Source organism: Tsukamurella sputi, from assembly GCF_007858445.1.
GTDB lineage: Bacteria > Actinomycetota > Actinomycetes > Mycobacteriales > Mycobacteriaceae > Tsukamurella > Tsukamurella sputi.
In genome coordinates this window covers 1-13,204 of sequence record NZ_VIGV01000011.1, presented here as the reverse complement: position 1 = coordinate 13,204, position 13,204 = coordinate 1, and the positions used below count along the sequence as shown (strand labels likewise).

At 71.0% G+C, this 13,204-nt stretch carries 14 protein-coding genes; 11 read left to right on the top strand and 3 right to left on the bottom strand.

The features are described 5' to 3' along the window. Window positions 1-4 precede the first annotated feature (4 nt). The 5 genes from FK268_RS20535 to argH are packed head-to-tail and all read left to right on the top strand — an operon-like array spanning window position 5 to window position 5,546. Window positions 5-1,198, top strand: a complete 1,194-nt coding sequence (locus tag FK268_RS20535; protein ID WP_146437323.1) for an acetylornithine transaminase — start codon at window positions 5-7, stop codon at window positions 1,196-1,198. After that, the gene (argF, locus tag FK268_RS20530; protein ID WP_146437322.1) at window positions 1,195-2,145 is read left to right on the top strand and encodes an ornithine carbamoyltransferase; all 951 of its coding nucleotides are present in this window, start codon (window positions 1,195-1,197) and stop codon (window positions 2,143-2,145) included. Before FK268_RS20535 ends, argF begins: the two co-directional genes overlap by 4 nt. A 13-nt stretch (window positions 2,146-2,158) precedes the next feature. After that, complete coding sequence (locus FK268_RS20525) at window positions 2,159-2,644, top strand: arginine repressor (RefSeq protein ID WP_146437321.1); 486 nt, start codon at window positions 2,159-2,161, stop codon at window positions 2,642-2,644. A gap of 35 nt (window positions 2,645-2,679) precedes the next feature. Next, complete coding sequence (gene argG, locus FK268_RS20520) at window positions 2,680-4,101, top strand: argininosuccinate synthase (RefSeq protein WP_146437320.1); 1,422 nt, start codon at window positions 2,680-2,682, stop codon at window positions 4,099-4,101. Between the two features lie 8 nt (window positions 4,102-4,109). Beyond that, complete coding sequence (argH, locus tag FK268_RS20515; RefSeq protein ID WP_146437319.1) at window positions 4,110-5,546, top strand: argininosuccinate lyase; 1,437 nt, start codon at window positions 4,110-4,112, stop codon at window positions 5,544-5,546. Here the strand turns inward: argH and FK268_RS20510 are convergent. From FK268_RS20510 to FK268_RS20500, 3 genes are read right to left on the bottom strand one after another with little or no spacing between them, the layout of a single operon-like run. Next, window positions 5,543-6,157 (bottom strand): TetR/AcrR family transcriptional regulator, encoded by a 615-nt coding sequence (locus tag FK268_RS20510; protein WP_146437318.1) that lies wholly within the window; start codon window positions 6,155-6,157, stop codon window positions 5,543-5,545. The genes argH and FK268_RS20510 overlap by 4 nt on opposite strands. Further along, window positions 6,154-6,912: an ABC transporter permease gene (locus FK268_RS20505; RefSeq protein ID WP_146437317.1), complete on the bottom strand. Its 759-nt coding sequence runs from the start codon at window positions 6,910-6,912 to the stop codon at window positions 6,154-6,156. The genes FK268_RS20510 and FK268_RS20505 overlap by 4 nt, the downstream gene beginning before the upstream one ends. Next, window positions 6,909-7,640: an ABC transporter ATP-binding protein gene (locus tag FK268_RS20500; protein ID WP_146437316.1), complete on the bottom strand. Its 732-nt coding sequence runs from the start codon at window positions 7,638-7,640 to the stop codon at window positions 6,909-6,911. Before FK268_RS20500 ends, FK268_RS20505 begins: the two co-directional genes overlap by 4 nt. 139 nt (window positions 7,641-7,779) lie before the next feature. On the opposite strand from FK268_RS20500, the gene FK268_RS20495 reads away from it, so the two are divergent. From FK268_RS20495 to tyrS, 6 genes are read left to right on the top strand one after another with little or no spacing between them, the layout of a single operon-like run. Then, on the top strand, window positions 7,780-8,271 hold the full coding sequence (locus FK268_RS20495; RefSeq protein ID WP_146437315.1) for a DUF4334 domain-containing protein: 492 nt from the start codon (window positions 7,780-7,782) through the stop codon (window positions 8,269-8,271). Beyond that, window positions 8,268-9,341, top strand: coding sequence for an NAD(P)-dependent alcohol dehydrogenase (locus FK268_RS20490; protein ID WP_146437314.1), 1,074 nt, complete (start codon window positions 8,268-8,270; stop codon window positions 9,339-9,341). The genes FK268_RS20495 and FK268_RS20490 overlap by 4 nt, the downstream gene beginning before the upstream one ends. 9 nt (window positions 9,342-9,350) lie before the next feature. Beyond that, window positions 9,351-9,557, top strand: coding sequence for a Trm112 family protein (locus tag FK268_RS20485; protein WP_146437313.1), 207 nt, complete (start codon window positions 9,351-9,353; stop codon window positions 9,555-9,557). Then, the gene (locus FK268_RS20480) at window positions 9,554-10,138 is read left to right on the top strand and encodes a DNA-3-methyladenine glycosylase (protein WP_146437312.1); all 585 of its coding nucleotides are present in this window, start codon (window positions 9,554-9,556) and stop codon (window positions 10,136-10,138) included. Before FK268_RS20485 ends, FK268_RS20480 begins: the two co-directional genes overlap by 4 nt. A 58-nt stretch (window positions 10,139-10,196) precedes the next feature. Then, on the top strand, window positions 10,197-11,393 hold the full coding sequence (locus FK268_RS20475) for a hypothetical protein (protein WP_146437311.1): 1,197 nt from the start codon (window positions 10,197-10,199) through the stop codon (window positions 11,391-11,393). Then, window positions 11,383-12,651, top strand: coding sequence for a tyrosine--tRNA ligase (gene tyrS / locus FK268_RS20470; protein WP_146437310.1), 1,269 nt, complete (start codon window positions 11,383-11,385; stop codon window positions 12,649-12,651). Before FK268_RS20475 ends, tyrS begins: the two co-directional genes overlap by 11 nt. Window positions 12,652-13,204: the final 553 nt, after the last annotated feature.

Here is a 13,204-nt window from a genome sequence, read left to right as displayed (position 1 = left end):
AGACATGACGAACGAAGCAATGCAGTCGCGGTGGAACGCCGCCGTGATGGACACCTACGGCACGCCGCCGATCGCGCTGGTCTCCGGCCGCGGCGCGACGGTGACCGATGCCGACGGCAAGGAGTACGTCGACCTGCTCGGGGGCATCGCCGTCAACGCTCTCGGCCACGCGCACCCGAAGATCATCGAGGCGGTGACGCATCAGGTCTCGACCCTGGGGCACGTCTCGAACCTGTACATCAACGAGCCCGTCGTGCGGCTCGCCGAGCGGCTCACCGAAGCCGTCGGTGTGCCGGGAACCCGGGTCTTCTTCAGCAACTCGGGCGCCGAGGCCAACGAGGCCGCCATCAAGATCGGGCGGCGTACGGGACGCACGCGGATGGTCGCCGCCGAGGGCGCCTTCCACGGTCGCACCATGGGCTCGCTCTCGCTTACCGGCCAGCCCGGCAAGCGGGAGCCCTTCGAGCCCCTCGTCGAATCGGTGACCCACGTGCCCTACGGCGACAGCGCGGCCCTGCGCGCCGCGCTCTCCGACGGCAGGGGCGAGGTCGCCGCGGTCTTCCTCGAACCCATCATGGGCGAGGGTGGCGTCGTCGTCCCGTCCGAGGGCTACCTCGCGGAGGCCCGCGCCGCCACGACCGAGGCCGGCGCGCTCCTCGTCCTCGACGAGGTGCAGACCGGCATCGCTCGCACCGGAACGCTGTTCGCCTACCAGCGGGCCGGCGTCACGCCCGACGTCTTCACTCTCGCCAAGGGACTCGGCGGCGGCCTGCCCATCGGAGCGACGGTGGCCGTCGGCGCCGCGGGCGAGCTGCTGACGCCGGGCCAGCACGGCACGACCTTCGGCGGCAATCCGGTGGCGGCCGCGGCGGCGAACGCCGTGCTCGACGTGATCGAGGCGGAGGGCCTCGCCGAGCGCGCCGATGCCCTCGGCAAGCACATCGCCGCCACCGTGGAGGGCTTCGGCCACCCGCTGGTGACCGGTGTCCGCGGCTCCGGCCTCCTGCTCGGGATCACCCTCTCCCAGCCCGCCGCCAAGGCGATCGAGACCGGCGCCCGTGACGCGGGTTTCCTGCTCAACGCCGCCCAGCCCGACGTGGTTCGCCTGGCCCCGCCGCTGGTCCTCACCGACGAGCAGGCCGACCGCTTCCTCACCGCGCTTCCCGCCCTTCTCGATGCAGCCCAGGAGAACTCATGACCCGGCACTTCCTCCGCGACGACGACCTGACGCCGGCAGAGCAGCGCGAGGTGCTCGCGCTGGCCGCGGAGCTGAAGGCGCAGCCCTTCTCGCGGCGCCCGCTCGAGGGGCCGAAGGGCGTCGCGGTGCTGTTCGACAAGAACTCGACCCGCACGCGGTTCAGCTTCGACGTGGGCGTCGCCCAGCTCGGAGGCCACGCCGTGGTGGTGGACACCAAGTCCACCCAGATGGGGCGCGACGAGTCGCTCGCGGACACCGCGCGCGTGCTCTCGCGGTTCGTCGACGCCATCGTCTGGCGCACCTACGCGCAGGAGGGCCTGGAGGAACTGGCCCGGTATTCGACGGTGCCCGTCGTCAACGCCCTCTCCGACGACTTCCACCCGTGCCAGATCCTCGCGGACCTGCAGACCATCGCGGAGCGAAAGGGTCAGGCGCGGACGGATGGCGGTGGAGCGTCGGTCGCCGGCCTGAAGCTCACCTACCTCGGCGATGGTGCCAACAACATGGCGCACAGCTACATGCTCGGCTGCGTCACCGCCGGCATCGACGTGACCATCAGTGCACCGTCGGGCTTCGAGCCGGACGAGAGGTTCGTGAACGCGGCCCGGGAACGCGCGAAGGAGACCGGGGCCGAAGTCAGCGTGATCTCCGATCCCGTCCTCGCCGTCGCGGGCGTGGACGTGGTGGTCACCGACACCTGGGTGTCGATGGGGCAGGAGGACGACGGGATCGACCGCAACGCGCCCTTCCGGCCGTACCAGGTCAACGCCGAACTGCTGTCGCACGCCGATCCCGACGCGATGGTGCTGCACTGCCTGCCCGCGCACCGCGGGGACGAGATCACCGACGAGGTCATCGACGGCCCGCAGTCCGCCGTCTTCGACGAGGCGGAGAACCGCCTGCACGCCCAGAAGGCGCTGCTCGCCTGGTTGCTGGAGCACTCGTGACCGGGAGCGCGCGGTGACCGACCAGCCGCTCGCCACCCGCGCCGGGCGGCAGGCGGCCATCGTCGAGATCCTGGCGAACCATCAGGTGCGCAGCCAGGCCGAGCTGCAGGCGCTGCTCGTCCGCGGGGGCTACGAGGCCACGCAGGCGACCATCTCGCGCGATCTCGACGAGCTCGGCGCCGTCAAGCTGCGCGGCGCGGACGGCGGTGCGGGTGTGTACGTGGTGCCCGAGGACGGCTCGCCCGTCCGTGGGGTGTCGGGCGGCACCGAGCGGCTGTCGCGCCTGCTGGGCGAGTTGTTGGTCTCCACCGACCACAGCGGCAACATCTGCGTACTGCGCACCCCGCCCGGCGCCGCCAACTTCCTGGCCAGCGCGCTCGACCGGTCCTCGCTCCCGGAGGTCGTCGGCACCGTCGCCGGCGACGACACCGTGCTCGTCGTCGCGCGCGAGCCCCTGACCGGCAAAGACCTGGCCGAGCGCCTCGTGGCGCTCGCCTGAATCCGAACACTCACCACCAGATAGGCTTATCGACCATGTCTAAGGTCCTCTCCACCCTGCCCGTCGGCGAGCGCGTCGGCATCGCCTTCTCCGGCGGCCTCGACACCTCCGTGGCCGTCGCCTGGATGCGCGACAAGGGCGCGGTGCCCTGCACGTACACCGCCAACATCGGCCAGCCCGACGAGCCGGACATCGACGCGGTCCCCGGCCGTGCCAAGGAGTACGGCGCCGAGATCGCGCGCCTGGTGGACGTGCAGCCGCTGCTGGTGCAGGAGGGCATCGCCGCCCTGCAGACCGGCGCCTTCCACATCCGCTCGGGCGGCAAGACCTACTTCAACACCACCCCGATCGGCCGCGTCGTGACCGGCACCATGCTGGTGCGGGCCATGAAGGAGGACGGCGTCGACATCTGGGGCGACGGCTCCACCTACAAGGGCAACGACATCGAGCGGTTCTACCGCTACGGCCTCATGGCGAACCCCGCGCTGCGCATCTACAAGCCGTGGCTCGACTCGCAGTTCGTCACCGAGCTGGGCGGCCGCAAGGAGATGAGCGAGTGGCTCGTCGCGCACGGCTTCCCGTACCGCGACTCCACCGAGAAGGCCTACTCGACCGACGCCAACATCTGGGGCGCGACCCATGAGGCCAAGGACCTGGAGTACCTCAACACCGGCGTCGTCATCGTCGAGCCGATCATGGGCGTCGCTCCGTGGGACGAGTCGGTCGAGATCACGACCGAGGACGTCACGGTCACTTTCGAGGCGGGCGTGCCGGTCGCGATCAACGGCGTCGAGTACTCCGACCCGGTCGAGCTGGTCCGCGAGGCGAACCGCATCGGCGGCCGCCACGGCCTGGGCATCTCCGATCAGATCGAGAACCGGATCATCGAGGCCAAGTCGCGCGGCATCTACGAGGCCCCCGGCATGGCGCTGCTGCACGCGACCTACGAGCGCCTCGTGAACGCGATCCACAACGAGGACACGATCGCGACGTACCACAACGAGGGCCGTCGCCTGGGCCGCCTGATGTACGAGGGCCGCTGGTTGGACCCGCAGTCGCTCATGCAGCGCGAGGCGATCATCCGCTGGGTGGCCTCCGCCGTCACCGGCTCCGTCACCCTGCGCCTGCGCCGTGGCGACGACTACTCGATCATCGACACCACCGGCCCCAACCTGAGCTACCACCCGGAGAAGCTCTCGATGGAGCGCGTGGGCGACGCCGCCTTCGGCCCCGACGAGCGCATCGGCCAGCTCACCATGCGCAACCTCGACATCGCGGACTCGCGTTCGCGCCTCGAGCAGTACGCCGCGCAGGGCATCGTCGCGGGCGAGACCGCCGCTCTGGTGGGCGAGCTCGAGCAGGGCGGCGCCGACGCCATCGTCTCCGGCGGCGAGAAGATTCCGTCCGCACTCGACGAGGCGAGCAACCACGCCGCGTTCGACCTCGGCACCGACTAGGAGATCCGTTGAGCGAGAAGCACGGCACGAACGAGGGCAGCCTGTGGGGCGGGCGCTTCGCGTCCGGCCCGGCCGAGGCCATGGCCGCGCTGAGCAAGTCCACGCACTTCGACTGGGCGCTCGCCCCGTACGACGTGCGTGCCTCCCAGGCGCACGCCCGCGTGCTGAACCGTGCCGGGCTGCTGTCCGACGCGGACCTGACGTCGATGGTCGCGGCGCTGGAGCAGCTCGGAGCCGACGTGGCCTCGGGCGCCTTCCAGCCGGCGGAGTCCGATGAGGACGTGCACGGCGCGCTGGAGCGCGGGCTGATCGAGCGCGCGGGCGCCGAGGTCGGCGGGCGCCTGCGCGCCGGCCGGTCCCGGAACGACCAGGTGGCCACGCTGTTCCGCATGTGGCTGCGCGATGCGGTGCGCCTCGTCGCGGTCGGCGTGCTCGACGTGGTGGACGCCTTCGTCGCGCAGGCGCAGGCGAACCCTGAGACGATCCTGCCGGGCAAGACGCACCTGCAGGCGGCGCAGCCGATCCTGCTCGCGCACCATCTGCTCGCCTACACGCACCCGCTGCTGCGCGACGTGCAGCGCCTGCAGGACCTGGACAAGCGGATCGCGGTCTCGCCGTACGGCTCCGGCGCGCTCGCCGGATCGTCGCTGGGACTCGACCCCGACGCGATCGCCGCCGACCTGGGCTTCGACTCCGCCGCGGACAACAGCCTCGACGCCACCGCCTCGCGCGATTTCGCGGCGGAAGCGGCCTACGTCTTCGCGCAGATCGCCGTCGACCTGTCGCGCTGGTCCGAGGACGTGATCCTGTGGAGCACGGCCGAGTTCGGCTATGTGACCCTCGCGGACGCCTGGTCCACCGGCAGCTCGATCATGCCGCAGAAGAAGAACCCGGACGTCGCGGAGCTCTCGCGCGGCAAGGCCGGCCGGCTGATCGGCAACCTCTCGGGCCTGCTGGCCACGCTCAAGGCGCAGCCGCTCGCGTACAACCGCGATCTGCAGGAGGACAAGGAACCGGTCTTCGATTCGGTGGAGCAGCTGCGCCTCCTGCTGCCCGCCGTCGCCGGCCTCACCGCGACGCTCACCTTCCACCCGGAGCGCATGGCGCAGCTCGCCCCCGCGGGCTTCACGCTGGCGACCGATGTCGCGGAGTGGATGGTGCGGCAGGGCATCCCGTTCCGCGTCGCGCACGAGGCGGCGGGCGAATGCGTCCGCGCCGCCGAGGCGCGCGGGGTCGGCCTCGACGGACTCACCGACGAGGAGTTCGCCGCGATCCACCCCGCGCTGACCCCGCAGGTCCGCGAGGTGCTGACGGTGAGCGGGTCCGTCGCCTCCCGCAGCGCGCGGGGCGGCACGGCACCGTCGGCCGTCGCGACGCAGCTCGACCGCGTGACCGCCGCCGTGCCGGCCCTGCGCGGTTGGGCGGAGACCGCTCCCGGCGCCTAGTGCTCGGCCCGCTGCAGCGGGCCGGTGATCACCTGCTGCAGCGGAGGTGCCGCGAGGTCGACCACCTCCTCGACGGCGAGCGAGGCGAGCGGCTCGAAGCCGACGACGTAGCGGGAGACCAGGAGCCCGAGCACCTGCGCGATCATCAGGTTCGCGCGGACGGGCCCGTCGCCGTACTCGGCGTCGATCCGGTCGACCAGTTCGGCGAGCACCAGTTCCATGAGGAAGCCGCGCACGATCGCGGGTTCGCCGCCCGCGCCGAGGTTCGTGCGCACCACGGCGACGCCGATCTCGCGCAGCGGACCGTCCCACATCGGTAGGAGCGCGCCGAGCAGCGTGCGGGCCGCGACATCGAGCGGTGCCTCGCGCAGCGGAGCGCGCACGAACTCGGGGTCGACGGGGATCACCAGCGCCGCGAGGTACAGCTGCTGCTTCGTGCCGAAGTAGTGGTGCACCAGCGCCGAATCCACGCCAGCCGCCTCGGCGACCGATCGCACCGTCGTTCCCGCGAGGCCGCCGCGGGCGAACGCGGCCCGGGCGGCGGCGAGGATCTCCGCCCGCGTGTCCGGGCTACCCGTACGCCGGCCGGACCTGCGGCCCGCGCCGCTCACGCGACCTTGCGCGGCAGGGTGGCGGCCGCCAGCGCCAGGGCGGCGATCGCGAAGCCCGCGACCACAGCGAGCGAAGTCCACATGGTGGTGGTCGCGGCACCATGGGCCCCCACGTCCTGGAGCGCCTTCACCGCGTAGGTCATGGGCAGGACGTCGGCGATGCCCTGCAGCCAGCCGGGCATCGCGTCGTGCGGCACCAGCAGGCCGCAGAGGAAGATCTGCGGCACCACGACGACCGGCATGAACTGCACCGCCTGGAACTCCGTGCGGGCGAAGGCGCTGAACAGCAGCCCTAGAGCCACGCCCAGCCAGGCGTCGACGACGGCGATCAGTACCACCAGCCAGACGCTGCCGGCGGTCTCCATGCCGAGCAGGTACGCCGACACCGTCGTCGCGACCACTGCTTGCACCGTGGCCGCCGCCGAGAAGGCGATCGCGTAGCCGAGCAGCAGATCGGCCTTGGCCAGCGGCGTGGTGAGCAGGCGCTCGAGCGTGCCGGAGACCCTCTCGCGCTGCATGGCGATCGAGGTGACGATGAACATCAGGGCGAAGGGCAGGACGCCCAGCAGGACCAGGGCGATGCGGCTGAACAGTGCCGAACCGCCGGGGGAGTCGCGGTAGAGGAAGTACATCAGCGTCAGCAGTGCCGTCGGCACGACCACGATCATGGCGATGGTGCGCGGATCGGCACGGAGCTGGCGGAGCACGCGGACCGCGGTGGCGCGGGTGATGCTCGGGTTCAGGACGGTGCTCATGCGGCGCTCTCCTGTTCGCGGACCAGCGCCAGGAAGGCGTCGTCGAGGGTGGGGGCGCCGGTACGCGAGAGCAGCTCCGGCGGGGTGAGCGCGGCGACGAGACGCCCCTCGCGCAGCAGGAGCAGGCGCGCGCAGTGCGCGGCCTCGTCCATGACGTGACTGGAGACGAGCAGCGTGGTCCCGTCGGCCGCCATCGCGGCGAACCGCTCCCAGAGTTCGGCGCGGAGCAGGGGATCGAGGCCGACGGTCGGCTCGTCGAGGATGAGGAGTTCGGGGTGGGCGACCAGCGCGCAGGCGATGCTGACCCGCGAGCGCTGCCCGCCCGAGAGTGCCTCGGCCCGGCGATCGGCGAAGCCCTCCAGCCCGACGGCGGCGATCGCCTCGATGACGTCGGCCCGTGCCGTGGCGCGGCGCGCGGGGTACAGCGCGGCGAAGTACTCGACGTTCTGGGTGACCGTGAGGTCGCCGTAGACGGCGGGCGACTGCGTCGTGTATCCGACGCGGCTGCGCAGGTCGGGGCTGCCCGCGGGGCGGTCCAGGACGGTCGCGCTGCCGCCGGTGATCCGCTGGGCCCCGACGATCACACGCATGAGCGTGGTCTTTCCGGAGCCGGACGGACCGAGGAGCCCGGTGATGGCGCCGGCGGGGATCTCGGCGTCGAGGCCGTCCAGCACCGTGGCGCCCGAGCGCACCACGGTCAGGCCGGACAGGATGATCGCGCAGTTCATGGCGCCTCCAATAATTCATTATGCGATGAATTCATCGACGAGTGAATTGTGCGCCTCGAGTCGGAGGTGCGTCAAGAGCGACGGGAACGTGTTCCCGTTTTCGGCGCGGACCTCGGAGAACATCGGATAACATCGCGGTATGACCGCAGAGCGCACCGTCCGCGGGCTCATCGACGAGCCGCAGCACACCGAACCCACCGAACTCGCCGGGCTGTTCGCGCAGCTCGAGCCCGTCTCGATCGACTTCATGCTCGGCGACTGGCACGGCGGCGAGCTGCCCTCGGGGCACCCGATGGACGGAGCGCTCGGCAAGGCGCGGTGGTACGGCAAGAGCTTCCGGTCCGCCAACGACGTCCAGCCGTTGGTGTGCCTCGACGAAGCGGGGGAGAAGTTCTCGAACGTGGCGCTCGGCAAGGGCGAGGCCTCGCTGCGGCTGATCGACGTCGACGGCACGGTGACCGCGTCGATGGTCTACGACGGTCAGCCGGTGATCGATCACTTCGTCAAGGTCGATGACGACACGGTCATGGGCGTCATGACGGGGAAGAAGCTGGCCCCGCCGTACTTCTACTTCTACCTCGAACGCGACGCGAGCCCGGCGTCGTCCGGCGGCTGTCTGGCGGACCGGTGACGGGCACTCTCGCGCGGGTCGTCACCGCGCCCGGCGAGGCACCGTCGCCCCTGGAGATCGACCTCCCCGCGCCGACCGGCAACCAGGTGCTGGTGCGCATCCACGCCGTCGGCGTCTGCCACACCGATCTGACTCTCGCCGCGCAGTGGCCCGAGCAGGGACTGCCGGTGATCCTTGGCCACGAGGGCGCCGGCGTCGTCGAGGCGCTCGGCCCCGACGCCCGCGGCCTCGCCGTCGGCGACCGGGTCTCGCTCACCTTCGACAGCTGCGGCGCCTGCGAGTTCTGTGCGGCCGGCGCGCCCGGCTACTGCGAGCAGTCGATCACCCGCAACTACCTGGGGCTGCCGGGAATCCGATCGGGCGAGACCCCGGTGACCGGCGGCTTCTTCGGGCAGTCGAGCTTCGCCGGCCTGGCACTGGCGACCGACCGCAACACGATTCCCATCGGTGACCTGCCCTTCGAGCTGGCCGCGCCGCTCGGTTGCAGCGTGCAGACGGGCGTCGGCACGGTGACCCGCGCGCTGAGGGTCCGACCGGGGGAGTCCGTCGTGGTCTTCGGGACCGGCGCCGTCGGTCTCGCCGCCGTCATGGGCGCGAAGCTCGCCGGTGCGACCACGATCGTGGCGGTCGACCCGCGCGAGGATCGTCGAGAACTCGCCCTGTCGCTCGGCGCGACTCACGCGGTCGAGGCGGGGCCGGAGGCCGCACAGCGGGTCATCGAGGCGACCGGCGGCGGCGCCCACGCCGCCGTCGACACCACGGCCCGCGCCGACGTCCTGAGCCAGGCGGTCCTCGCCCTGCGCCCGCGGGGCACACTCGCGGTGGTCGGGCTCGGCGCTCCGTCGGCGGACCTCCCGGTCATGCTGATCATGGCCCGTGGCCTGCGCGTGATCGGCGTGATCGAGGGGGACTCGGAACCGTCGGAGTTCCTCCCGGAGCTCGCCGCCGCTGCCGCGGCCGGACGGCTGCCCGTCGACCGGCTGGTGACCACCTTCACCGACTTCGACGAGGCGTGGGCCGCGGCCCGCGAGGGCACCGCGGTCAAGCCGGTCTGGCTCCCCGCTGGGTAGCATGGCGCCATGGCCATCGACGCGACGCTGCTGAAGATCCTCGCCTGCCCGCAGGACAAAGGGCCGCTGTTGTACGTGCCGGACGAGCTGTTCTACAACCCGCGCCTGCGTCGCGCCTATCCGATCGAAGACGGTCTGCCGGTGCTGCTCGTCGGCGAGGCCCGCGACGTGGACGACGCGGAGCACGAGTCGATCCTGGCGCGCGCCGAGCAGTGACCCCCGGCCGGGCGCGGGAGCGCCTGTCCGGTCATCCCCTCGCGGCCGCACGGCTCGTGCTGGGTTCCGTCCTGGAGGTGGGGGAGGTCCGAGCCCGGATCGTCGAGGTCGAGGCCTACGGTTCTCCCGCGGACGGACCCTGGCCCGATCCCGCCGCGCACATCTATCCGGGGCCTACGCCGCGCAACGCGGTGATGTTCGGGCCCGCCGGCCACCTGTACGTCTACCTCTCGTACGGCATCCACCAGTGCGTCAACGTCACCGCCGGCCCCGACGGCGAGGGCGGAGGCGTCCTGCTGCGCGCAGCCGCCATCGAATCCGGGATCGAGCTCGTGCGTGAGCGCCGCGCCGTCCGCGATCCCGATGCGCGCCTCGCCGCCGGTCCCGGCCGACTCGGGCAGGCGCTGGGGATCACCGTGGCGGACAAGGGGATCGACGTCCTGTCCCCGGACTCCGCGGTACGCCTGGAGATCGCCGCCCGACGGGGCCCGGTCGCGTCCGGTCCCCGGATCGGGATCAGCAAGGCGGTCGAGCTGTCGTGGCGCCTGTGGCTGGACGGACACCCGGCGGTGAGCCGCTGACCCATCGCTCCAGGTGGATGCCAACCACGGAGCAAGCGCGACCGGGTGGACTTGCGGCGTGAACGCCTCCGACGATCTCACCCGTGACCGCGGCCTCAACGCCGTCCACGCCCGAGCCTTCGCCCATCCGGACGAGACGCAAGCTGCCCGCGCCATCGTGGGTGCGCCCTTCCCCGCGACGACCGCCGGCCTCATCGAGGCGGGGTGGGCGCTGGTGCCGATCCTGCGTGCACGGTCGGCGACACCGCTCGCGACCGCCGCCGAAGCGCGCCTAATCTCGATCGTCGGCCTGCTCGACCTGCGCCGACTCGACTCCGCCTCGGTGCGGGCGCGGGACGAACTCGAGGGGCATCGGCGGGCCGCACACCGCGCGCAGATGCCGGTCGAGGGCGCCGCAGCCCTCGCCATCGGGCTGTTCCTGGCCGCGGCGGCCACCGCGGTGGTGTGGCTGGCGTCGTTGGCCGGCGCCGTCTTCGGCGTCGGGGTGCTGGTCGCGACGGTGGTCGTCGCAGCAGGGGTGTTCGTCATCCTGCGTGCCATGACCCGCGCCGAGCTCGCGGCGGGTGGCATCGGCGTGCACGGATTGCGGATCGATCCCTGGCTCCGCGACCTTCCGCCGGTCGCCGCCGCGGCGGCGCAGACCTTCTTCGACCTGCCGCACGGGCTCGCCGATCTGGAGTTCGTGGAGCGGCGTGACCTGGTGAGCGTCGCAGACGATGCCGGGACGGTCGCGATCGTCGACCGGTCGCGCGTGTTGTGGGACCTGGCGCGGACGGCACCGTCGACCGCCGACGAGGTGCGGGAACTCCTGACCTGCTACCTCCGGACCGAGGTGCCGGGCGCGCTCCTGCTCCGGGGTTCCGTGCCCGCGCCGGCCTGGCTGCGCGGTCCGTTCGACGACTGGGAGCGGCTGTTCGATCGCTTCGGCACCGTGGGGGCGATCAGTGCACGATGGACGGTGCGCGGCGGGGCGGTGATCGCCGAACTCGCACCGGAGTACGAGGACGAACCGGTGGCGGTCATGGTCGGCGACCTGGTGGCGATCGCATCGGCATCGGGCGCCGCGGGGTTGACCGACAGGGACGCGGCCGCCAGCGCTGTCGCGGACCTGCTGGTGAATCAGCTGGTGCACGGCGATCTCGTGATGTTCACCCGCGGCGGCGGGGCGGCCGACCGGGAGCTGCTGGTGACCGCACTCCAGGGCGGCGACCTCGGGGAGGCGGCGGTTCGTTCACAATGGACCCGTGAGCACTGACATCCTCGAGGAATTGTCCTGGCGCGGCCTGATCGCGCAGTCCACCGACATCGAGGCGCTCCGCGAGCGCCTCGCCGCGGGGCCGATCACCCTCTATGCCGGGTTCGACCCGACGGCCTCCTCGCTGCACGCCGGGCATCTCGTTCAGCTGCTGACCCTGCGTCGGTTCCAGGAGGCGGGCCACCGCCCGATCGTCCTGGGTGGCGGCGCGACCGGGCAGGTGGGGGACCCGCGCGACGTGGGGGAGCGGGTCATGAACTCGGTGGACACCGTCGCCGAATGGGCCGCGAAGATTGACACCCAGTTGCAGCGATTCGTCTCCTTCGACGGCGACAACGCCGCGATCCTGGTGAACAATCTCGACTGGCACGGGCAGATGAACGTGCCCACCTTCCTGCGCGACGTGGGCAAGCACTTCTCGATCAATGTCATGCTCGCGCGCGACACCGTCAAGCGTCGACTCGAGTCGGACGGGATCAGCTACACCGAGTTCAGTTACATGCTGCTCCAGGCGTACGACTACGTGGAGCTCGCGCGGCGGTACGAGACGGCGCTGCAGATCGGCGGGTCCGACCAGTGGGGCAACATCGTCGCGGGCGTCGACCTGAACCGGAAGATCGACGGCCGGCATGTGCACGCGTTGACCACGCAACTGGTCACGTCGTCGGACGGGAAGAAGTTCGGCAAGTCCACCGGCGGCGGCTCCCTCTGGCTCGATCCCGAGATGACCAGTCCCTACGCCTGGTACCAGTACTTCGTGAACACGGCCGATGCCGACGTCATCCGGTACCTGCGCTGGTTCACCTTCCTCACCCGGGAGCAGATCGCGGAGCTCGAGCGCGAGACGGCGGACGCGCCCCATAAGCGGACGGCCCAGAAGAGGCTCGCCGCAGAGATGACGACCCTGGTGCACGGCGAAGAGCACACCCGGGCCGCCGAGCTCGCCTCGCAGGCGCTGTTCGGCCGGGGTGAACTGGCGGATCTGCCGGAGCCCACGCTCGCGGCCGCGCTGACGGAGGCATCGGTCGTCGAGGTGGCGCAGGACGAGCCGCGCTCGATCGTCGATCTGCTCGCGGCGTCCGGGCTGTGCGAGTCGAAGGGGGCTGCCCGGCGCGCGGTCAAGGAGGGCGGTGCTTACGCGAACAACGTGAAGGTGGAGTCCGAGGATTGGGAACCCACCTCCGAGGACCTGCTCCACGGGCGCTGGCTGGTGCTCCGACGCGGCAAGAAGAACTTCGCCGGCGCCCGATTCGCCTGAAACACCTGGTCATGACCACTGAGGCCGCTCCGCAGCTTTCCGCGGGGCGGCCTTTGTGCTGCAGGTCACAAACGTGTGATTCGGTGGCGCCTCAGTCTCGTCGAAGCGCTGACCTGCGCAGATGAACAATGTGTTACGCGCTGACCTGCGGATTTGTGCTTCCGTTCCACGGTGCGTAACTTATTCGAAGTCAGCGCGACACCGACCAGGACGGGGCCGAAAAGCCCAGGTCAGACGGTAAAAACGCAGACAGCTTTGACAACATGGAGTCGGCCCCGGTTTGACACCGAGATCGACTCCGATATAAGCTGGAACGGTTGCTCCGAGCAGCTGGCCACAGCGCGGAGACCTACTTTCGACGGTGTCACATCATCGAGAGGGTTCGAGCGTGCGGTTGAGCGGTTCAGAGTGCTTCCGGGAGCGGCTCGCGAGAGCGAGTTGCACACGGAAATCCGATCTGCTAAGCTTGAACGGTTGCTCCGAGCGGGTGAGGCCAGTGAGTTTGACTGGTTGACTTGTTTAGGGTAGCATGAACGGCCTGCGAAGGTGCGGT

Excerpts from the sequence above, each read along its gene's own strand:
- argG (WP_146437320.1), top strand. The coding sequence starts at position 2,680 with ATGTCTAAGGTCCTCTCCACCCTGCCCGTCGGCGAGCGCGTCGGCATC.
- FK268_RS20495 (WP_146437315.1), top strand. The coding sequence starts at position 7,780 with ATGACCGCAGAGCGCACCGTCCGCGGGCTCATCGACGAGCCGCAGCAC.
- FK268_RS20485 (WP_146437313.1), top strand. The coding sequence starts at position 9,351 with ATGGCCATCGACGCGACGCTGCTGAAGATCCTCGCCTGCCCGCAGGAC.
- FK268_RS20505 (WP_146437317.1), bottom strand. The coding sequence starts at position 6,912 with ATGAGCACCGTCCTGAACCCGAGCATCACCCGCGCCACCGCGGTCCGC.
- FK268_RS20500 (WP_146437316.1), bottom strand. The coding sequence starts at position 7,640 with ATGAACTGCGCGATCATCCTGTCCGGCCTGACCGTGGTGCGCTCGGGC.
- argF (WP_146437322.1), top strand. The coding sequence starts at position 1,195 with ATGACCCGGCACTTCCTCCGCGACGACGACCTGACGCCGGCAGAGCAG.
- FK268_RS20535 (WP_146437323.1), top strand. The coding sequence starts at position 5 with ATGACGAACGAAGCAATGCAGTCGCGGTGGAACGCCGCCGTGATGGAC.